This window comes from Streptomyces sp. NPDC014734 (genome assembly GCF_043083325.1).
Lineage (GTDB): Bacteria > Actinomycetota > Actinomycetes > Streptomycetales > Streptomycetaceae > Streptomyces.
The window spans coordinates 454,796-475,929 of record NZ_JBIBYN010000001.1; the positions used below are offsets into that span (position 1 = coordinate 454,796).

General features: G+C 72.1%; 16 protein-coding genes. 14 read left to right on the forward strand and 2 right to left on the reverse strand.

Annotated features, from left to right (window positions below):
* The first annotated feature begins 90 nt into the window (after window positions 1–90).
* Complete coding sequence (locus ACF1CT_RS02010) at window positions 91–2,082, forward strand: protease pro-enzyme activation domain-containing protein (RefSeq protein WP_391781794.1); 1,992 nt, start codon at window positions 91–93, stop codon at window positions 2,080–2,082.
* A gap of 177 nt (window positions 2,083–2,259) precedes the next feature.
* Here ACF1CT_RS02010 and ACF1CT_RS02015 read toward each other — a convergent pair whose 3' ends face one another.
* Window positions 2,260–3,363 (reverse strand): Ku protein, encoded by a 1,104-nt coding sequence (locus ACF1CT_RS02015; RefSeq protein WP_391781795.1) that lies wholly within the window; start codon window positions 3,361–3,363, stop codon window positions 2,260–2,262.
* 88 nt (window positions 3,364–3,451) lie between these two features.
* Here ACF1CT_RS02015 and ligD point away from each other — a divergent pair, with 88 nt between their 5' ends.
* From ligD to ACF1CT_RS02060, 9 genes are all read left to right on the forward strand, one after another.
* A complete protein-coding gene (gene ligD, locus ACF1CT_RS02020; protein WP_391781796.1) occupies window positions 3,452–4,363 on the forward strand; it encodes a non-homologous end-joining DNA ligase in 912 nt (303 codons plus the stop codon).
* 390 nt (window positions 4,364–4,753) lie between these two features.
* Complete coding sequence (locus ACF1CT_RS02025; RefSeq protein ID WP_391781797.1) at window positions 4,754–6,937, forward strand: HEAT repeat domain-containing protein; 2,184 nt, start codon at window positions 4,754–4,756, stop codon at window positions 6,935–6,937.
* Window positions 6,934–7,272, forward strand: a complete 339-nt coding sequence (locus ACF1CT_RS02030; protein ID WP_391781798.1) for a zinc-ribbon domain-containing protein — start codon at window positions 6,934–6,936, stop codon at window positions 7,270–7,272. Before ACF1CT_RS02025 ends, ACF1CT_RS02030 begins: the two co-directional genes overlap by 4 nt.
* A gap of 265 nt (window positions 7,273–7,537) precedes the next feature.
* Window positions 7,538–8,281: a hypothetical protein gene (locus tag ACF1CT_RS02035; protein WP_391782162.1), complete on the forward strand. Its 744-nt coding sequence runs from the start codon at window positions 7,538–7,540 to the stop codon at window positions 8,279–8,281.
* Window positions 8,278–9,837: an ATP-binding protein gene (locus ACF1CT_RS02040; protein ID WP_391781799.1), complete on the forward strand. Its 1,560-nt coding sequence runs from the start codon at window positions 8,278–8,280 to the stop codon at window positions 9,835–9,837. Before ACF1CT_RS02035 ends, ACF1CT_RS02040 begins: the two co-directional genes overlap by 4 nt.
* Window positions 9,838–9,967: 130 nt before the next feature.
* Window positions 9,968–11,350 carry an FtsW/RodA/SpoVE family cell cycle protein gene (locus ACF1CT_RS02045; RefSeq protein ID WP_391781800.1) on the forward strand — a complete coding sequence of 461 codons (1,383 nt, stop codon included), beginning with the start codon at window positions 9,968–9,970 and terminating at the stop codon, window positions 11,348–11,350.
* Window positions 11,347–12,804: a peptidoglycan D,D-transpeptidase FtsI family protein gene (locus tag ACF1CT_RS02050; RefSeq protein ID WP_391781801.1), complete on the forward strand. Its 1,458-nt coding sequence runs from the start codon at window positions 11,347–11,349 to the stop codon at window positions 12,802–12,804. Before ACF1CT_RS02045 ends, ACF1CT_RS02050 begins: the two co-directional genes overlap by 4 nt.
* Before the next feature lie 4 nt (window positions 12,805–12,808).
* Entirely contained in the window at window positions 12,809–13,903 is a 1,095-nt protein-coding gene (locus ACF1CT_RS02055) for an amidase family protein (RefSeq protein WP_391781802.1), read from the forward strand.
* A gap of 98 nt (window positions 13,904–14,001) precedes the next feature.
* Complete coding sequence (locus tag ACF1CT_RS02060; RefSeq protein WP_391782163.1) at window positions 14,002–14,436, forward strand: DUF3291 domain-containing protein; 435 nt, start codon at window positions 14,002–14,004, stop codon at window positions 14,434–14,436.
* A 195-nt stretch (window positions 14,437–14,631) separates the two neighbouring features.
* Here ACF1CT_RS02060 and ACF1CT_RS02065 read toward each other — a convergent pair whose 3' ends face one another.
* Window positions 14,632–15,741, reverse strand: a complete 1,110-nt coding sequence (locus ACF1CT_RS02065) for a ferritin-like domain-containing protein (protein ID WP_391781803.1) — start codon at window positions 15,739–15,741, stop codon at window positions 14,632–14,634.
* Between the two features lie 191 nt (window positions 15,742–15,932).
* On the opposite strand from ACF1CT_RS02065, the gene ACF1CT_RS02070 reads away from it, so the two are divergent.
* The 4 genes from ACF1CT_RS02070 to ACF1CT_RS02085 all read left to right on the forward strand — a co-directional run bounded on the left by ACF1CT_RS02070 (window position 15,933) and on the right by ACF1CT_RS02085 (window position 21,046).
* A complete protein-coding gene (locus ACF1CT_RS02070; RefSeq protein WP_391781804.1) occupies window positions 15,933–16,868 on the forward strand; it encodes a diiron oxygenase in 936 nt (311 codons plus the stop codon).
* Window positions 16,869–17,027: 159 nt separating this feature from the next.
* Window positions 17,028–17,780, forward strand: coding sequence for a TetR/AcrR family transcriptional regulator (locus tag ACF1CT_RS02075; protein ID WP_391781805.1), 753 nt, complete (start codon window positions 17,028–17,030; stop codon window positions 17,778–17,780).
* An 81-nt stretch (window positions 17,781–17,861) separates the two neighbouring features.
* Window positions 17,862–18,131: a hypothetical protein gene (locus ACF1CT_RS02080; protein WP_391781806.1), complete on the forward strand. Its 270-nt coding sequence runs from the start codon at window positions 17,862–17,864 to the stop codon at window positions 18,129–18,131.
* A gap of 278 nt (window positions 18,132–18,409) precedes the next feature.
* The gene (locus ACF1CT_RS02085) at window positions 18,410–21,046 is read left to right on the forward strand and encodes a PQQ-binding-like beta-propeller repeat protein (RefSeq protein WP_391781807.1); all 2,637 of its coding nucleotides are present in this window, start codon (window positions 18,410–18,412) and stop codon (window positions 21,044–21,046) included.
* Window positions 21,047–21,134 lie beyond the last annotated feature (88 nt).

A 21,134-nucleotide genomic window follows, 5' to 3' on the forward strand; every position in this document is an offset into this window, starting at 1 on the left:
CATGAAGGGTTCCTCGCCAGAGTGGCGCATTACATGTGCACCTCATCCCGCACATGGTCCACACGCGTAGACCACTTCGCAGGGGGTTGTATGAGAACCAGCCGCGCGAGAAGGCGCGCCGCGCTCAGCATGGCAGCGACACTGCCGTTGCTGGCCGGTGTACTCGCCCTCGGAACACCGAACGCCAGTGCCGACTCCGCACCCGGCGGGCGGAACGCTCTGCAGGGCACCAAGCCGGCCTGGGCGACCGCCCAGGCGGATCAGGGGGCCACGGCCGACAGCGGCAAGGTCGCCGTCCGGGTGCATCTGGCCGGGCGGGACGCCAAGGGGCTGGCCGCCTACGCCGCCGCCGTGTCCGACCCGCAGTCGGCCTCGTACGGGAAGTACCTGAGCCCGCAGCAGGCGCAGGCCCGGTACGGTGCCACCCAGGACCAGATCGACCGGGTCGCCCAGTGGCTGCGGTCGAACGGGCTGACCGTCACCGGCACCAACCAGCACTACGTCTCGGCCACCGGCGACGTCGCCGCCACCGAGAAGACGTTCGGTACGCAGCTGCGCAACTACCGCAAGGGCGGGCGGACCTACCGCGCCCCCGCCTCCACCGCCTCCGTGCCCGCCGCGCTGAGCGATGCCGTGCTCGCCGTCTCCGGGCTGGACAACGCGCCGCACAAGGCGAGTCACGACGAGACGCTGCCGCCGCCGGACGCGGTGTTCCGCAACTCCGGCCCGTTCTCGTCGTACTACGGCTCGAAGACCGCGTCGACGCTCCCGAGCGCCAACGGGGAGAAGGCGCCGTACGCCGTGAAGGGGTACACCGGCAAGCAGTTGCGGGCCGCGTACGGTGCGGGCAAGTGGACCGGCAAGGGGGTCACCGTCGCGATCACCGACGCGTACGCCTCGCCGACCATCGCGAAGGACGCCGCCGAGTACGCGAAGCGCAACGGCGACGCCCCGTACCGCCGGGGCCAGCTCCGCCAGGTGCTGCCGGACGACTACACGAAGACCGAGGAGTGCGGGGCCTCCGGCTGGTACGGCGAGGAGACCCTCGACGTCGAGGCGGTGCACGCGCTCGCGCCCGCCGCCGACATCGTGTACGTGGGCGGCGCGTCCTGCTACGACGCCGACCTGCTGGACTCGCTGAACAAGATCGTCGACCATCGGCTCGCGGACATCGTGTCCAACTCCTGGGGCGACGTCGAGTCGAACGAGACCCCGGACATCGCGGCCGCCTACGACCAGGTCTTCAAGATGGGCGCGATCGAAGGCATCGGCTTCTACTTCTCCTCCGGCGACGCCGGTGACAACGTCGACTCCACCGGGACGAAGCAGATCGACGTGCCGTCGAACTCCGCCTGGGTGACCTCGGTCGGCGGCACCGCGCTGGCCGTCGGGAAGAACGACCGGTACCTGTGGGAGACCGGCTGGGGCACCCTGAAGGCGAACCTGGCCGACGACGGCAAGAGCTGGGCCGACTACCCGGGCGCGTACACCGGCGGCGCGGGCGGCGGCACCAGCGCGACCGTGAAGCAGCCGTTCTACCAGCGCGGCGTCGTCCCGGACTCGCTCGCGCGGGCCAACGGGAAGCAGCGGATGCGCACGGCGCCGGACATCGCGGCCGTCGCCGACCCGAACACCGGCTTCCTGGTCGGTCAGACCCAGACGCTGCCCGACGGCACTCTCGGCTACGACGAGTACCGCATCGGCGGCACGTCACTGGCCGCCCCGGTCATCGCCGGCGTGCAGGCGCTCGCCCAGCAGGCCCGGTACGGGCTGCCGATCGGCTTCGCCAATCCGGCGATCTACGCCCGGTACGGCTCGAAGGCGTACCACGACGTCACCGACCACCCGCTCGGCCCCAACCGCGACCTCGCGGTGGTCCGCGTCGACTACGCCAACGGGGTCGACGCGACGGACGGTCTGCTGACCTCGCTGCGCGGCCTCGGCAAGGACGCCTCGCTCAAGGCGGTCAGGGGATACGACGACGTGACGGGGGTCGGGACCCCGGCGGCCGGATACGTCGACTCGTACCGACTGTTCGGAAACGGGCACGGGAACGGGCACGGGAACGGGCACGGGCACTGACGCGCGTTCCGAGTACGGACACGGGGGGACGTACGAGCGCGGTGTGACTGCCGCCCCGGGGCTTCGGCTCCGGGGCGGCAGTCGGCGACGCACGGCCTCCCGGCCACACACGGCCGCCCTGCGACGCACAGCTGCTCGGTGACGTACGGCTGCTCGGTGCGTGCGGACGCTCGGCGCTCAGGCCGACGCGCGTTTGCGCGATGTCGTCTTCTTCGCCGCGGACTTGCCGGTCGTCTTGGTTCCGGACGTCTCGGTGGTCTTCTTCGCCGCGGTCGCGGTGGCCCGCTTCTTCGCCGCGGACCGTGGGGCGGACTTCTTGGCGGGGGCCCTGCTCGTCGTGGACTTCGGCTTCTTCGCGGCCGTCTTCCCGGCTGCCGACGCGGTCTTCCTCTTCGTCCCGGTGCCGCCCGGCTTTCTGCGGCCGTCGAGCGAGGTGACCTCGGCCATGGAGGCGCCCGCAGGCTCCTCCGACGGTTCCGGTGTCTTGTCCTCCGGTTCCTCGCCACGGGACTTCCTGGCGGCCCGGACGCTCTTCTCCAGCGCGGCCACCAGGTCGATGACCTTGCCCCGGCCGGAGTCCCGCGCCTTCTCGGGTTCCAGGGTCCGGCCCTCCGCCTTGGCGGCGACGAGTTCCTCGACGGCCTCACGGTAGTCGTCGTGGAGCGAGTCCATGTCGACCTCGCCGAGGGTGTCCATCAGCGCGTCCGCCAGGTCCAGTTCGGCATCGCGCACCGTGACCCCGGCTTCCGGGGCGACGCCCTCGGGACTGCGGATCTCGTCCGGCCAGAGCAGGCCGTGCATGGCGATCACGTCGTCGACCACGCGCAGCATGCCGAGCCGTTCCCGCCCGCGCAGGGCGTACTTGGCCAGGGCGACCTTCCGGCTCCGTCTCAGCGCCTCACGGAGCAGGGTGTACGGCTTGGCCGCCGGGACACCGTTGGCGGCGAGGTAGTACGCCGCGTCCATCTGGAGCGGATCGATCGAGGCGGCGGGCACGAAGGCGACGATCTCGATCGTCTTGGCGGTCGGGAGCGGGAGCGAACCGAGATCCTCGTCGGTGATCGGGATCATCGAACCATCGGCGTCCTCGTACGCCTTGCCGATCTCGGCCGCGGTGACCTCCTGTTCGTCGATCTCGCACACCTTCCGGTAGCGGATCCGGCCACCGTCGGCGAGATGGATCTGACGGAACGAGATCGAATGGTTCTCGGTCGCGTTGACCAACTTGATCGGGATGCTGACCAGCCCGAAGGAGATGGCGCCGTTCCATATGGATCTCACTGTTCACCCCTTGCGTCCGCGTATGCGCCGGAGGTTCCGCCCGCTTGAGGCGATGCGGTTTGTGCGGAAATCATGTGATTCTTATCGTATGACGCCGATCACGGAGGTGGAGGGGCGGCGGCTGGTCCTCAGCAACCTCGACAAGGTGCTGTACCCGGCCACCGGAACCACCAAGGGGGAAGTGCTCCACTACTACGCGACCTCCGTGGCGGAGCCCCTGCTGGCCCAGTTGCGTGACCGGCCCGTGTCCTTCCTGCGCTATCCGGACGGGCCGGAGGGCCAGTGTTTCTTCACCAAGAATCCGCCGCCCGGTACGCCGTCCTGGGTACGCACCACTCCGGTGCCGCACCGCGGGGACGAGCGGGCCGGGCAGGTGGTCGTGGAGGATCTGGCCTCGCTGATGTGGGCGGCCAACCTGGTGGTGGAGTTCCACACCCCGCAGTGGCGGGCCGGGACGCCCGGGGTCGCCGACCGGATGGTGTTCGATCTGGATCCGGGGGCGCCCGCGACCGTGGTGGAGTGCTGCGCGGTGGCGGTGTGGCTGCGCGAACGGCTGGCGGCGGACGGGCTGCTCGCCTGCCCGAAGACCTCCGGCTCGAAGGGGCTGCATCTGCTGGTACCGCTGGAGCCGACTGCCTCCGAACGGGTGTCGGCCTACGCGAAGGGGCTGGCCGTCGAGGCGGAGCGGGCCCTGCCGGAGCTGGTGGTGCACCGGATGAGGCGGGCACTGCGGCCGGGGAAGGTGTTCGTCGACTTCAGCCAGAACGCCGCGGCGAAGACGACCGCCACCCCCTACACACTGCGCGCCCGCCCCGGGCCGACGGTCTCCGCGCCCGTCTCGTGGGCGGAGATCGAGGGGTGCCGGGCACCCGGGGAACTCGTCTTCCTCGCCGACGACATGGCGACCCGGCTGGCGGACCACGGCGACCTGCTGGCACCGCTCGTCGACCCCGACCGGGCCCGCCCGCTGCCGCGCGGGGACACCCCTCAGAACGAATGAACGACCGAACATTTGAGTGACTGAGTGACTGAAGGGGCTGGGTGACTGAAGGGGCTGAACGGCTGCGGGGGCGGCTGCGTGCCGAGCGGCTGCGGGAGCGACCGTGGGGGAACTGCTGTGCAGATCAGGTGCGGGAGCGGCGCGACGGGGCTCCGTCCGCCGACGGGGCAGGCATGCCGTCCGCCGCACCACCGCGCCGTCGTGCGACGCGGGCATGCGTGACGCGCATCCGTGGGAAGTGGGGCATTTTCCCCGGCCGACCGCTAGCGCATGGCGAGACTTTTGTCATGTCCGTCAGGAAAAGACCGCATGTGAAGGGCGGACCGTCCGGGCCGTGGTGCACACTCTGGCAGACACTGCTTCGTGGAATATGCGTGGGGAGGCGATGGCGTGTTCGCAGGGATCGACGAAGTCGACTGGGCCTCGATGGAGCATGCCTACGGGCCTGCCGATGATGTGCCGGCGATGCTGCGGGGTCTCGCGTCCGGTGATCCGGCGGAGCGCGAGCAGGCACTTGACGGCATGTACGGGGCCGTTCACCACCAGGGTGATGTGTACGCCTGCACACTGGCCTGCATTCCTTTTCTCTTCGAACTGGTCGTGGATCCGGACGTCCAGGACCGGGGCAGCATCGTGGAGCTGCTCACCAGCATCGGCGGCATCGATCTGGGCGAGGACGACGAGGACGAGATCGGCGAGGACGAGATCGAGGGTGCGGCGAACTACGCGATGGCGGCGACCGCCGTCACCGCGGGAGCCGGGGTGTTCTGTGAGTTGATGGCCGACGAGGATCCGGGGGTGCGGCTCGCCGCGCCGTCGGCGCTCGCCGGGCTCCACGGCCACCCGACGCGGGTGCTCGCACTGTTGCGGGAACGGCTGCCGGTGGAACCGTCCGAGGAAGTACGGCTCGCGCTGGTCGAGGCCGCCGGGAGGGTCGCGCTCCGGCATCGCGCACTCGCCGGGCAGGCGGCGGCCTGGCTGACCCGGCTTGCCGGTGAGGGGTTCCCGCCGGGGCTGCGGCTCGCCGCCCTGGCGCAGTTGGCCCGGTGCGCACCGGACGCGCTGCCGGGCGACGTCGTCCGGATGGTGACGGGGCTGCTGCGGCAGCTTCGGGCGGCGCCCGCACGGCGGTCCGCGCCGACCGGGTACGGCACGGGCGAGGAACGGACCGGACCGGCCGGGGTGATCGCGGCCGTCGACGCGTACACCGAGGCGGCCGGGACCGGTGATCCGTCCGTGGACGAGTGGTCCGTGCCGGGTACCCGGGCCGGCCAGCCCCGAACACCGGGCGGCGAGGACTCGATGCCCCCCGCCCCGTGGACGGCGGACCTGCTGCGGACGCTGCACGTCGGACTCGACGACCGGGTGGCCGAGCGATCGGCGCTGCTGGCGGATCAGCTGCGCAGCCCCGACCGTCACCAGCGGATCGACGCGCTCCGGATGAGCAACGGCCTGATCCGGTCCTGGCGGGGCGGCTACGAGGAACTGATCCGGCTGGTCGGCGAGCAACTCGCCACACCCGAACCACGGCTGGCCGAGGCCGCGGCGCATGTGCTGGAGGACCTGTTCGGGCTGGCCGCACCCGCCGCCGACGCGCTGGCGGCCCGGGTGACCGCCGATCCCGGCGCCTGGGTACGGGACTGGCCGAGCGGCCCCCCGGCGCTCGGCGGCGCGGTGAAGGCCCTGGCCCGGCTGGGCGACGCCCGTGCCGTACCGGCGCTGGCGGCGGCCCTGGAGCGGCCCGGGGTGCCGCACGACGTGGGGTTCACGATCGGCTTCCTGGGCGCCGAGGCGGCCCCGCTGACCGATGTGCTGCGCCGCAGGCTCGGCGAGGTCCCGTTGGACGAGGCGGCGTACGAACTGGCGAGCCCGCTGCTGACGGCCCTGACCGCGCTGCGGGCGGACGAGGCGCTGCCGGAGGTGCTGCGGATGCTGCGCGGCGCCCACGGGAGCCGGGGCGAGTGGCTGCGCAGGGCCGCACTGCGGTCGCTCGCCTCGTTCGGGCCCGCGGCACGTGAAGCCGTACCGGAGCTGCGTGCGTTACTGCGCGGTCCGGGGACGGCCTCGGCCACGGAGGCGGCCCGGACCTTGTGGGCGGTCGGCGGTGACGACGTCGCCGTACTGCCGGTACTGGCCGAGGGGCTGTGGGCCGGGAACGTCCACGCGCTGCGCTGTGCCGTGAACGCCGTGGCCGAGCTCGGGACCCGGGCGGCGGAGACCGTTCCCCGACTGCGTACGCTGCTCGGGCACGAGGACGTGTGGGTGCGGGTGGACGCCGCGGACGCGCTGCGGGAGGTATCCGGGCGGGCCGGGGAATCCGTGCCCGTGCTGCTGTCGGCCTGGGAACGGAACCGGCAGATCCGGGTTCGTGTGGCGGAATGCCTGGCGCGGACGGGTGCCGTTGGTGCAGGGTCGGACGCGACGCGTGTGCTGCGCACCGAACTCGCCTCCCTCCGCCGTCACAACGCGATGGACGGCGGGTACGGCAGCCACGACATATACGAGGACGAATCGCTGCTGGCGTTCTGCCGGCAAGCACTCCAGGGGAACACGGGGAAAGGACCCACAACGTGATCATTTTCGGTACGCGGGGATATCTGTACCAGTTGGCCGTCATGACCTTGGTCTGCAACTGGTGCACCAACCCGGCCGCACACACATTGCGCAAGCGGGTCACCAAGTTCACGCTGTTCTTCATACCGCTCTTCCCGTTCTCGACGAAGTTCGCGACGCAGTGCACGTTCTGCGGCGGGGAGCAGCAGATCCCGAAGGAGCAGGCGGAGCAGCTGCTGGCACAGCACGCGGCCTCTCAGCAGGGCAATCCGTTCGGGCAGCCGCAGGGACCGGTTCAGGGGCAGGGGCAGGGGCAGCCGGGGTACACGCCGGGCGGGAACCCCTACCAGGGCTGAGTCCACCTCCCGGTCGGCGCCGCCTCCCGATCGGCACCGGAATCCCGACCCGCAGCGGATCGCACGCCGGAATCCGGCCCGCACCGGAATCCGCACCGGAATCCGCGCCGGAATCCGTGCCGGAATCCGCGCCGGATTGCGCGCCGGATTCCGGGCGGCACCAGATCCCGACCAGTAGGTAAATAGGGATAAACGACTTCCTTCCGCATATGGTCTAGGGGCATGGGCCGAGGGAAGGGAGGGTGCCATGGGTCCCCGTCGCCGGATGCGATACCGCCTGGTGGCGGCCCTCGGGGCCGTCGCCGGGGGTGCCCTGCTGGCCGGTTGCGGTGCGGGCGGCGGTCTGCGGAGCACGGGCCCGGCCCCGCACGCCATCGGGCCCGCCCGGCTCTGGCCCGAGCTGCCGCCCGCCTCGGCCGCCCCGTACGACTACGGCGAGGGCGAGACCGCGCGCATCCCGGGGATCGAGCTCCCGGACGGTGACGTGCACCGGCTGGATCCGGTGGCGGTGGCGCAGGCAGGGCTGAAGGCGCGGCCCGACCGGTCCAGCGGTACGGCGGCCCTGCCCGCCGACACCGTCCGCCGGATCAACGAGTGCCACGACGCACCCGCCTCCTGCCCGGTGCTCCGCCCCTATTTCCGTGATCTGACGGGGGACGGCAAGGACGACATGGTGCTCGGCATCCGGCTGCCCGACGACCAGGTCTCCGTACGGGTCTACATGCCGGAGGCGGGCGGGCTGACCCGGATCCTGTCCACCTCGGACGCCGTGATCAGCATCGAACTGGCCGGGCGGGACCTGATCATGCGGGTGCCGTCGGCCATCACCGGATACGAGTACCGCACCGCCTGGACCTGGGACCAGCGGCAGCGCGCGATGCTGCCCACGCGGGACGAGATCCTGCGGATGCCTCCGCCGCGCACGTCCCGGCCGCCCGTCGCGCCCTCCGCGACCGCGCCCTCCGCTTCGGCCTCCCCGTCCGCCGGGGTCGCGGCGGAGCGCCGATGAGACGGCACGGCCGGGGGCGGCGGGGGACCGGACAGCGGGGATCGGGGGCGCGCCGGCTGCGCTTCCCCGCCTGGACCGCGACGCTCACCTGGAAGGCCGCCGTCTTCATCACCGCGATGTGCTGTGCGCTGGCCGCGCTGCTGAGCATCCTGGTCCACGGCGAGGTGACCCGGCAGACCGTCGCCGTGGCGCGCGAGAAGGCGCTGTTCCGGCTGTCCGAGGCAACGGCCGCGTATGAGGCCGGTGAGGCACTGCCGCCGCGTTCCGGTCTCGATCCGCCCGAGCTGCCCACCGCCCTGCGCGCACTGGCCACACGCGGCGAACGCGGCACGCTCGTCGCCGACCGTCAGGGGCGACCCGCCATGTGGGCGGCGACCCCGGCCGACGAGGGCGTGCTGGCCACCGCGGTGGACTACAGCCAGAGCGCCGGCACGATCGGCGCTCTCGACCGGGCGATCGTCGGCTCCTCGCTGCTGGCCACCGGGGCCACGCTGCTCGTCGGCGCGTTCGCCGTCACCCGGGTCACCCGGCGGCTGCACCAGACGGCCCGGGTGGCCCGTCTGATCAGCGCGGGTGATCTCGATGCCCGCGTCGACGACCCGCGTACGGCGCATCCCTCGCGCCCGCAGGACGAGGTGGCGATCGTCGCGGGCGCGCTGGACACGATGGCGTCCACGCTCCAGCGCAAGCTGCAGGCCGAGCAGCGTTTCACCGCCGACGTGGCACACGAGCTCCGCACCCCGCTCACCGGTCTGACGGCCGCGGCCGAGCTGCTGCCGCCGGGGCGGCCGTCCGAGCTGGTGCGCGACCGGGTTCGGGCGATGCGGGCGCTGACCGAGGACCTGCTGGAGATCTCCCGGCTCGACGCCCGTACCGAGCGCGTCGATCTCGACGTGCATGAGCTGGCGCCCCTCGTCGAACGCGTGGTGCGCGCGTCGGGGACGGAGACCGAGGTCCGGCACGGGAAGACCGCCACCGGGTCGGGGGCGGCCGGGGGGCGACTGCGCGAGCGCGCGCCCGTACCGCTTCCGGCGCCGGTGCGGGTCGAGACCGACAGACGCCGCGTGGAGCGGGTGCTGGGCAATCTGATCGCCAACGCGCACCGGCACGGCCGCCCGCCCGTGCTCGTGACGGTCGACGGGCCGGTCGTGACGGTACGCGATCACGGACCGGGCTTCCCGGACTATCTGCTGGACGGCGGTCCGCAGCGGTTTCGCACCGAGAGCGGCGGCAAGGGACACGGACTGGGCCTGACCATCGCCGTCGGGCAGGCCGCGGTGATCGGCGCCGAGCTGACGTTCTCCAACGCCCCGGAGGGCGGAGCGGTGGCCCGGCTGGCACTGCCCGCGTACGTGCCGTCGGAAGACCCGGACGGCTCGCAGGACTCGGGCGCCCCGGACGGCTCGGACCGCACAGGCGGCTCGGACGGCGCAAACAGCATGACCGGCACAGGCGGCTCGGACCGCTCAGGCGGCACAGGCGGCACAGGCGGCACAGGCGGCAAGACCGTGCGGGGCGAGCACGGGCCGGGCTCCGGTTCCCGCCCCCGGGACTGAGGATCCGGTCCCCTCATCCGCGGTCAGGTCTCTCCTCATCCGCGGATCAGGTCTCTCCTCATCCGCGGATCAGAACATCCCCGCTATGACATAAGGGAAATAGGCACCGCCTCTTGCTACGTTGCGTGGCATGACCGTAACCGCGGTGGACCCGTCACCGCCCGCGCCGCGTCTGCCGAAGCGGCGCGGGGTGGAGCTGTTGCTCCTCGTCGGCGCCGTCCTCGTCCCGGTCTACGGCTATGCCGCCGTCGGCCTGGCCAGGAACGGCGCGGTCCCGCCCGACGTCGCCGGTTACGGGGGCGGACTGGGGCTGCTCGCCCTCCTCGCCCATCTCGCGGTCCGCTTCCGCGCCCCGTACGCCGATCCGCTGCTGCTGCCCATCGCGGTGCTCCTCAACGGGCTCGGCCTGGTGCTGATCTACCGGCTCGATCTGGAGACCCCGAGGGACCAGGCCGCCCCCACCCAGCTGATCTGGTCCACGCTCGGGGTGGCGCTCTTCATCGTCGTGGTCGTTCTGCTGCGCGACCACCGGGTGCTCCAGCGGTACGCCTATCTGTCGGTCGCCGCCGCCCTGGTGCTGATGATCGTGCCGATCTTCTTCCCCGCGGTGAACGGGGCCAAGATCTGGATCCGGGTCGGCGGGTTCTCGTTCCAGCCGGGCGAGTTCGCCAAGATCCTGCTCGCCGTGTTCTTCGCCGCGTACCTCGCCGCGAACCGCAACGCCCTCGCCTTCACCGGCCGCAGGATCTGGCGGCTCCAGTTCCCCACCGGCCGGGTACTCGGCCCGATCGTGGCGATCTGGGTGCTCAGCGTCGGGGTGCTGGTCCTGGAACGCGATCTGGGCACCTCGCTGCTCTTCTTCGGCCTCTTCGTGATCATGCTGTACGTGGCGACCGGCCGGACGGGATGGATCGCGGTGGGCCTGCTGCTGGCCGCGGTGGGCGCGTTCGTCGTCGGCTCGCTCGAACCACACGTGCACAGCCGTGTCGAGGACTGGCTCGACCCGTTCGCCTCCATCGCCGCCGGCCGCGGCCCCGGCCAGCTCGCCCAGTCACTGTTCGCGTTCGCCGCGGGCGGGATGCTCGGCACCGGACTCGGGCTCGGGCATTCCATCCTCATCGGCTTCGCCACCAAGTCGGACTTCATCCTGGCGACCGCGGGCGAGGAACTCGGCCTGACCGGGCTGACCGCGATCTTCCTGCTGTACACGCTGCTCGTCGCCCGCGGCTACCGGACCGGGCTCGCCCTGCGCGACCCGTTCGGAAGGCTGCTGTCGATCGGGCTCTCCTCGATCCTGGCGCTCCAGGTGTTCGTGATCGCCGGTGGGGTGATGGGGCTGATCCCGCTGACCGGCATGGCGATGCCGTTCCTCGCCCAGGGCGGATCGTCCGTCGTCACCAACTGGATCATCGTGGCGCTGCTGATCCGGGTCAGCGACCAGGCCCGCAGACCACCGCCGCCCGACTCCACGGACACCGGGGCCGCCGCTCCGAGCCCGCGGGAGGTGTCGTGACCCGCTGCATCCGCCGGGCCGCCGCGCTCTGTCTGCTGCTGCTCGTGGCCCTGCTGCTGAACGCGGCGCGCGTCCAGGTCCTCGACTCCCCGGAACTTGACGACAATCCCGCCAACCGCCGTGCCACGATCGCCCGTTACGGCCAGCCGAGGGGCAACATCCTGGTCGGCGGCGCGTCCGTCACCGGCTCCGTGAACACCCGCGAGCAGCTCGCGTACGAGCGCACGTACAAGGACGGTCCGTTGTACGCGCCGGTGACCGGGTACGCCTCCCAGACCTACGGCACCACCCTGATCGAGCACGCCGAGGACGGCATCCTCTCCGGTACCGACTCGGCGCTCGCCCCGGTCCCGCTGTGGAACGAGATCACCCGCGGCCAGCAGCCCGGCGGGAACGTGGTCACCACCATCGACGCCGCGGTGCAGCGCGCCGCCTACGAGGGTCTCGCCGGACGGCGGGGCGCGGTCGCCGCCCTCGAACCGTCCACCGGCCGTGTCCTGGCGCTGGTCTCCTCCCCGTCGTACGACCCGGGGCTGATCTCCGGCACCGGTCCGTCCGTGACCGATGCCTGGCAGCGGCTGAACGCGGACAAGAGCCTGCCGATGCTCAACCGGGCGATCCGGCAGACCTATCCGCCGGGCTCCACCTTCAAGATCGTGACCGCGGCGGCGGCGCTCGACGCGGGTGTCGTCACCGATCCCTACGCCGAGACCGACACCCCCTCTCCCTACGTGCTGCCGGGCACGACGACCACGCTCCCCAACGAGGCGGAGGGCTGCGAGGACGCCTCGCTGGCGGAGGCGATCCGGGTCTCCTGCAACACCGTGATGGCGGAGCTGGGCGTGCGGGTCGGGCTGAACGGCATGGTCGGCGCCGTGCGGAAGTTCGGCTTCGACGACACCGGGCTACTGATCCCGTCCGGGGTGGCGAAGAGCAACTTCGACACCGAGATGAGCGACGACCAGCTGGCGCTCTCCTCGATCGGGCAGTTCGACACGACGGCGACCCCGCTCCAGATGGCGATGGTCGCCTCGGCGGTGGCGAACGACGGCCGGCTCACCCACCCGTATCTGGTGGACCGTACGACGACCCGGAGCGGCTCGACCGTCCGGCGGTACGGTCCGCGCACCTACCACCGGGCCATGAACCCGCGTACGGCCGCGCAGTTGAGGGAGATGATGGTCGATGTCGTGGAACGCGGCACCGGATCCAACGCCGCCATCGACGGGGTGACCGTCGGCGGCAAGACCGGCACCGCGCAGCACGGCGTCGACAACTCGGGCCGCCCCTACGCCTGGTTCATCTCCTGGGCGCAGGCGCGGAACGCGAGTCAGCCGGCCGTGGCGGTCGCCGTGGTCGTGGAGGACGCCGCCGCACACCGGGCCGACATCAGCGGCGGCGGCAACGCCGCCCCGATCGCCCGTTCCGTGATGGCGGCGGCGCTGCGAGACTGACCGCATGACGGGCGCGGGGGATACGGGCGAGGTCGCCTCGGCACTGGCGCGGATAGAGCGGGAGGACCCGCGGCTCTCCGCGTTCGTCGAGGTGTGGCCCGAGCGGGCCCTCGCCGACGTGGAACGGGCCGTCCGGCTCCCGCTGGGCGCCCTGCCGTTCGCCGTGAAGGGACCGGCCGGCATCCGCTCGTACGTTGCCCGGCGGCTGATCGCGGCCGGTGCCGTGCCGCTCGGCTCGACCTCGGTGCCCGGTCCGGGCACGGTCTGGCAGACGTGGGGGCTGGGCGCGCACGGCCGTACGGTCAATCCGTGGCGGCCGGACCGGACGCCGGGAGGGTCCTCGGCGGGCTCGGCGGCGGCGGTCGCGGCGGGACTGGTGCCGCTGGCCACCGGGAGCGACGGGGCGGGGTCGGTACGCATCCCGGCCGCGTGGTGCGGGGTCTTCGGCCTGAAGACGACGAACGGGCGGCTGCCCTCCCCCGACCGCACCGGGCTCGCCGCCGCCGGGGTGCTGGCCCGCTCGGCGGCCGGGGCCCGGACCTGTCTGCGCCACGTCCTGGGCGACCACCGGCCGCAGCCGCCGCCCTCCCTCCCGGTCCCGGCCGTCTTCTCCCCGGACCTGGGGTACGCGCACGTCGACCCGGAGGTGGCGGCGGTGGTCCGGCGCGCGGTGCGCCGCCTTGTGGCGACCGGCGTGGTGCGGCTGGTCGACGCCCCGTGCCGGCTGCTCGACCCGCTGGAGGCCTGGCAGGCGGTCCGGGGCGGCGAGCCGTCCCCGGCCGCCGCGGAGATCCGGCGGGAGAACGACATCCGGCTCGACGCGCTGTTCGCCCGCGTCCCCCTGCTGCTCAGCCCGACCACACCGAACCGCCCGCACGGCCACGACGGACCGGGGGAGCTCTACTCGACGGCGTTGACCTGGGCGTTCAACCTCAGTGGGCACCCCGCCGCGAGCGTGCCCGCCGGTTTCACGGCGGACGGCTGCCCGGTGGGCCTGCACCTGGTAGCACGGCACGGCACGGACGTCTCGCTTGTCGAGATCGCCGATGCGGTGGAGGGCGCGCTGATCGCTCCCCGGGTCGTTACTGTGCGGCCATGACACACAACAACCCGCAGGACGACCACGAACCGGGCCGGACGGATCACCTCGGCCACGAACCGACCCGGACGAATCACGTGGGTCACGAGCTGGCTCAGGTGAACATAGCCCGCCTCCGGTTTCCCCTGGAATCAACCGAGTTGAAGGACTTCGTCGACGCGCTCGACCCGGTGAACGCGGTGGCCGACCGGGCCACCGGCTTCGTCTGGCGCCTGCAGAGCGACACCGGCAACGCCACCGACGTACCCGTCTTCGGGGACTCCTGGCTGATCGTGAACATGTCGGTGTGGCGGGACACGGACGCGCTGACGGCGTTCATGTACCAGGGCCGGCACCGCGAGCTCCTGGCCCGCCGACGGGAGTGGTTCGAGCGGGTGGACGAGGCGATGACGGCCCTGTGGTGGGTGCCGGCGGGCGTGCGCCCGACCGTGGCGGACGCCGAGGAGCGCCTGCGCCATCTGCGTGAACACGGGCCCACGGAGCGGGCGTTCACGCTGCGGAAGCCCTTCCCCGCGCCGGGCACGGCCGGCTGAGGACCGCACCGGACACGGCCCGCTGAGGACCGCACCGGACACGGCCCGCTGAGGACCGCGCCGGACACGACCGGCCGAGGACCGCACCGGGCGGCGGGAGACACGCGGCGACGCATCCCGCCGCCACCGCACCACGCACCCTCACTCCCCCACCGTCGTGCCCCGCACCTCGCTCGCCCACCGTGCCCCGCGCCCTTACTCCCCCGCCGCGCCCCGCACCACCGCTTCCTCGACCTCGGCGACCCTCGCACGTTCCTCCGCCGCGAAGCGGTCCCGGTCCAGTTGCTCGGCAAGCTCCTCGTCCTGGGTCATCAACAGGTCCAGGTTGGAATCGCCGAGTTCGAGGACGCCCATGTCCACGTACGCCTTCTGGAGCCGTTCGCCCCACAGACCGATGTCCTTGACGCACGGCACGATCCGGCTGAACAACAGCTTGCGGAAGAGCTGGAGGAACGGGGACTGCTCGGAGAGCTCGTGCGCCTCCCGCTTCCCGACACCGAAGTTCTCCAGCACCTCGACACCGCGCAGCCGGTCCCTCATCAGGTAGCAGCCCTCGATGACGAACTCCTCGCGTTCGCGCAGTTCGGCGTCGCTGAGCTGCTTGTAGTAGTCGCGCAGCGCCATCCGCCCGAAGGCGACGTGGCGGGCCTCGTCCTGCATCACGTACGCGAGGATCTGCTTGGGCAGCGGCTTGTCCGTGGTGTCGCGGATCATGCCGAACGCGGCGAGCGCGAGCCCCTCGATGAGAACCTGCATGCCGAGGTAGGGCATGTCCCAGCGGGAGTCGCGCAGGGTGTCGCCCAGCAGCGCCTGGAGATTGTCGTTGACCGGGTAGAGCATCTCTATCTTCTCGTGCAGGAACCGGCCGTATATCTCCGCGTGCCGGGCCTCGTCCATCGCCTGGGTCGCCGAGTAGAACTTCGCGTCAAGGTCGGGGACCGACTCCACGATCCGGGCGGCGCAGACCATGGCGCCCTGCTCACCGTGGAGGAACTGGCTGAACTGCCAGGAGGTGTAGTGCTTGCGCAGTTCGCCCCGGTCCCTGTCGGTCATCTTCGCCCAGTGCGGCGAGTCGTACAGCGGGAGTGCGTCGTCGGGCGTGCCGAGCGGGTCGAGGGGGTCGACCTCCAGCGACCAGTCGATGCGCTTGTTGCCGTCCCACTGTTTGTCCTTGCCCTTCTGGTAGAGGGCGAGCAGGCGCTCACGGCCGTCGTCGTAGTCCCAGCTGAAGCGGGCGGCACCGGAGGCGGGCACCTCCCACAGCGGTGCGTCGGGGGCGGTGGTGTAGAGGTCGTGTGTCGACACGGACGGCTCCTTACGCCTGACGTGCTCCATCAAGTCCCTTGCTGGTCACCTTGGTTGGCAGGTTCACACGTTGTTGGACGCCGGGTCAACAAGTCGTGCGCAAGGGATTGACGGCTTTGCTGACAAGCAGTCTCATAAGGGGTGACCGCCGGTAACTTCACCGGTCATCCTTGTGCGAGGTGCCTCAAGCCATGACGCCAGTGACCGAACGCGACGTGCAGTTGCTCCGCGATGCGATCGGCCCGCTCCGGGACCGCGAGCAGATCGCCGCACGCCTGCTCGAAGCCTCCGCGAAGCACTCCTTCGACCCGGACAAGGAGCTCGACTGGGACGCACCGGTCGAGGAGGGCAAGTGGCACTGGCCGCCCGAACTCGTCTCGCTCTACGACACCCCGCTGTGGCGCCGGATGTCCGAGGAGCAGCGGATCGAACTGTCCCGGCACGAGGCGGCGTCGCTGGCCTCGTTGGGCATCTGGTTCGAGATCATCCTCATGCAGTTGCTGATCCGGCACATCTACGACCGGCCGGTGACCAGCAATCATGTCCGCTACGCGCTCACCGAGATCGCCGACGAATGCCGGCACTCGATGATGTTCGGCCGCATGATCACATGGGGCAGGGCACCCGACTACCCCGTTCCGCGCGTCTACCACAACCTGGCCCGGGTACTGAAGTCCGTCTCCACGACGCCCGGTTCGTTCGCCGCGACGCTGCTCGGCGAGGAGATCCTCGACTGGATGCAGCGGCTGACCTTCCCGGACGAGCGGGTGCAGACACTGGTGCGCGGGGTGACCCGCATCCACGTGGTCGAGGAGGCCCGGCACGTCCGGTACGCCCGTGAGGAGCTGCGCCGCCAGATGGTGACCGCACCGCGCTGGGAACGCGAACTGACCAGGGTCAGCTGCGGCGAGGCGGCCCGCGTGTTCTCCGTCTGCTTCATCAACCCGAAGGTGTACGAGAACGTCGGCCTGGACCGGCGCCAGGCCGTCGCCCAGGTGCGGGCCAGCGGCCACCGCGCGGAAATCATGCAGACGGGCGCGAAACGGCTGACGGACTTCTTCGACGACATCGGGGTGCTGAACGGCGTCGGACGCAGGCTGTGGAAGAGCTCGGGCCTGCTGGCTTGAGCAGGACCCCGGCGGACGGACCCCGCTCAAGCCGGACCGGCCACCCGCGGACGGACCCCGCTCAAGCCGGACCGGCCACCCGCGGACGGAGCCACTCAGGCCGGACCGGCCATCGGGGACAGCTCTCATGATCTCGCCCACGATCGTTAGGCTTCCCGTATGTCCTCCGCCGCCGCGCCGCCGCACCGCGCCTACCGCAGGCTCACCGTGGAGGAGCGCCGTACGCAGCTCCTCGGTGCGGCACTCACCCTCTTCGCCCACCGGGCACCCGACGAGGTCTCGCTCGACGAGGTGGCGACGGTCGCCGGGGTCTCCCGCCCGCTGGTGTACCGCTACTTTCCCGGCGGGCGGCAGCAGTTGTACGAGGCGGCGCTCAGGTCCGCGGCCGAGGCCCTGATCGGGTGCTTCGACGAGCCGGAGGCCGGGCCGCCCACCGAACGGGTGCAGCGGGTACTCGACCGCTATCTGGCTTTCGTGGACGAACACGACACCGGATTCAGTGCCCTGCTGCGCGGCGGCGGCGTCGTCGGGACCTCCCGTACGACGGCGATCGTCGACGAGGTGCGGCGGGCCGCGGCCGACCAGATCCTGCGGCACCTGGGCGGCATGGGGGCGGGGTCCGGGCCGGGCCGCAGGCTGCGGATGATGGTGCGCACCTGGATCGCGGCCGTCGAGGCGGCATCGCTGATCTGGCTGGACGAGGGGAAGCGGCCCGATGCCGCCGAGCTGCGGGACTGGCTGGTCGACCAGCTGCTCGGGCTGCTGGCCACCACTGCGGCCACGGATCCGGAGACCGCGTCGGTGGTGTCCGGGCTGCTGCCGTGGGAGAGCCCGTCGGGCCCGGCCGGACGACTCGCCGAGCGGCTGATCCCGGTGGTCGGCGGGGCCGCCCACCTGCTGCCCCGGGGCTGATCGTCCGTCGCGGGGGGCCGTTCGGGTCGCCTGCGGGGGCCGAGCCCGTCGCCCCCGGGGCCGATCAGCCAGACTGGAGTGGTGAGAAGCGAGAACACCCACTTCACCGGCGGCCCGCTGGACGGACGCGTGCTGCCCGTCCTGGTCGGTCCGACCGGTCATCCACCCCAGTGGTACGAGGTGCCGGTGCCGGACGCCGACGGCGGGCCCGCCACCGTACACGCGTACCGCAGGACCCCGGCCGGTCACTCCAAGCGGCTGGGGATCCCCCGCGGCTGGGTGTACGTGTACGCGCCGGAGGGCCGGGTGCGTCGGCGCCCCAAGTGGCCCTGGTCCAAGCCGGAGCGATGAAGAGAGGGACCAACTCGCGCGGAATCGCGGCGCGTTGAGCAGAATACGACACGAGGAATCCTCGTGTCCGGCGCGGAGACGGAGGAGATGCCGCCGGGCCGTGGTGACCGAGGGTGGCATCCGGGGGCGTAACGGGCCGGGAAGCGGTCGAGGACGTCACGAGCCCGCCTCTCTTGCTCCCCAGCTCGTAAGTCCCGGGCGTCCTGGGGCCGCTGACGGTCGCGGACGAGGTCGTAAGATCGACGCTCCGGTCCGCACGGCCAGCAAGGGGGTGCGCCATGGAGGCGCTGCGTCAGGACGATCCACGTCGAATCGGCCCGTACGCCCTGCGGGCGCGACTCCGTGCGACCGCGAGCGCAGTGCGGTACCTCGCGCACGACACATCCGCCGAGGGCTCCGAGGCCGCCGGTCACCCGGTGGTGGTCACCGCGGCCCGGCCCGAGCTGGCCGCGCTGCCCGCCTTCCGTCGCCGTTTCCTGGCGGAGGCCCGCACCGCGGAACTGCTGGCCGGCCCCTGGGTCGAACCCCGGCTCGGCGCCCCTGCCGACGACGGTGACGACGAGCTGCCGTGGACGGCCAACCCCTACGTGGCCGCCCTGACGCTCACCGAGGCGATCGGGATCGTGGGCCCGCTTCCCGAACGGATCGTACGGATACTGGGCGCGGGCATCGCCGAAACCCTCTCCCGGGTCCACGCCACCGGAGCCGTGCTCCAGGGGCTGACGCCCGGTACGGTGCTGCTGGCCGAGGACGGACCGCGGCTCACCGCGTTCGGGCCGCTGGGCGCGGCGGCCGATGCCGAGGCCCGCCCCGGCGGGCAGTTGTCCGTACGGCTCGGCTACCTCACCCCGGAGCAGGTGGCGGGCGAGGAGCCCGGACCGGCCTCCGATCTCTTCGTACTGGGCCTGCTGCTGGCGTACGCGGCGACCGGCACGACCCCGCTCGCCGACGGCCCCGCCGCCGGGGCCGCCGAACGCATCGCCCGTACCGAGCCCGAACTCGACGCGGTTCCCGAGAAGTTGCGCGACCTGATCGCCCGCTGTCTGGCGAAGGACCCGGCCGAACGGCCGGACGCGGGAACAGTGGCCGCGGAACTCGCCCCGGAGAAGACGACGGGCCCGGCCGAGAGCCTCCGGCTGCCGGTGGCCCTGACGACCGCGCTAGAGGAACAGCGCCTGCGGGTGAGGTCCTTGACCGGGTCGGAGCCCGGGGCTCAGCCCGGGTCCTTGACCGGGTCCGGTCGACCGTCGCACGAACCGGCCGAGGACCCCTCGGACACCGTCCCCGCCGACGGGCCTTCCGGCGCCACCGCCGTCACGGCACCCAGCGCGTCGGACGACACCCCCGTCCCCTCCCCCGCTCCCCACTCCACCCCCACCCCCTCCCCGGACACCCGCACCACCCAGCTCGGGGACGTCGGACGCCACGTCCCGAGGACCGACCGGCCGACGGCCCAACTGTCCGTGCCACGCGAACTCACCGCAGCCCCCGCACCCGCCGCCGGAACCGCGTTCGCGCCGGCACCCCCCGGCCCGCTGCCGGTACCCGTACCTCCACCCGTCTCTTCCTCCCCTCCTCCCGCCCCGCTCTCCTCTCCCGCTCCGGACCGGCGCGGACTGTTCATCGGTCTCGCCGCCGGTGCCGCGGGGCTGGTGATCGGTGGCGGTGGGGCGTTCGCGCTGGCGTCCGGCGACGGAACGGCGGACGACCCGAAGCCCGCGCCGGACGAGAGCGGACCCGTCGTCGCGGGGCTGGCACCGCGACCGCGCTGGGTGTACCGGCATCCGGCGGCCGAGCCGCCGCCGCTCACCGCCGCCCTCGGGAACGACCGGCTGCTGGTACTGACCGCTGCGAACGGGGCGACCGGTGTCGATCTGCGCACCGGACGACGGCTGTGGGCGAGCCCGGACGCCGCCGGCGGGCGAGCCGCACTGCCGGCCGGTGAGGATCTCTGCTTCGTCGCCGGGCCCGGCGCGTTCCTGTGGCTGTCAGCGAAGGACGGCAAGGTCGCGCACCGGGAGAACCACACGGCCCTGGTCCCCGGCGTGCCGGACCTCGTGGTCTCGGAGACCGTCGGCGCGGACGGGGCCGTGATCTGGTTCACCGGCTCGCACACGGTCACCGTCAAGGCCCCGCCGCCGAAGAAGGGCAAGAAGCCCGGCAAGGACACCCAGGTCGTCAAGGCGTACCTCTTCGCCTACGACGTACTCCGGCGCAAGGAACTGTGGCGGGCCCAGGTGCCGGTCGGACGGGGCCCCGCCGCCCCCGTGTACCGGCTGGTCGCCTGCGGTGAGAAGGACATCGTCCTGCGCCAGACCCCGGCCACACTCACCCCCGCCGACCTCGCCGCGGCCAAGGGGAAGGCCATCTTCCGGAGCTTTGACCGGACGACCGGGAAGCAGTTGTGGGCCAGGGCGGTCGGCACGGTCGCGACGGACGGCGCGGTCACCGGCGACGGGCAGGGTCTGCTCTACGCCGCCGCGGGCGACGACCTCCAGGCGTTCGAAACCCCCACGGGCAAGCCGAAGTGGATCCTCAACGGCACCACCGGCCTCCCGTACGGCACCCCCGTCGTCGGCGGAGCCCTCCTCTACACCACCCACCGCAACCAGGAAGTCGGTGCGGTCGAGCGGGCGACGGGACAGGCACGCTGGCGGCGCTCGACGGAGGCGGCGCCGGGCGCCACCGCCCCGGCGGTCACGCTGAGCACGACCGGCAGGACGCTGCTGGCCGCGGACGGTTCGCAGGTGACCGCCTTCGCGGCACAGGACGGACGACGGCTGTGGAAGTTCCAGGACATCGGGGCCCAGGACCCGAAGGGCCCCACGGTCACCACCCCGTACCGGGTACTCGCCGCCGGCCGGACCGCCGTCGTCCAGCGGGAACGGATCTTCTACGCGTTCCCCGTCGCCTGACCCGGACCGGTGCCCCTGGGACTGCCCGGCTCCCCTCGGCTCCCCCTCTCCCCCGGTTTCGTCGTGGTTCCGTCGTGGTTTCCGCGTT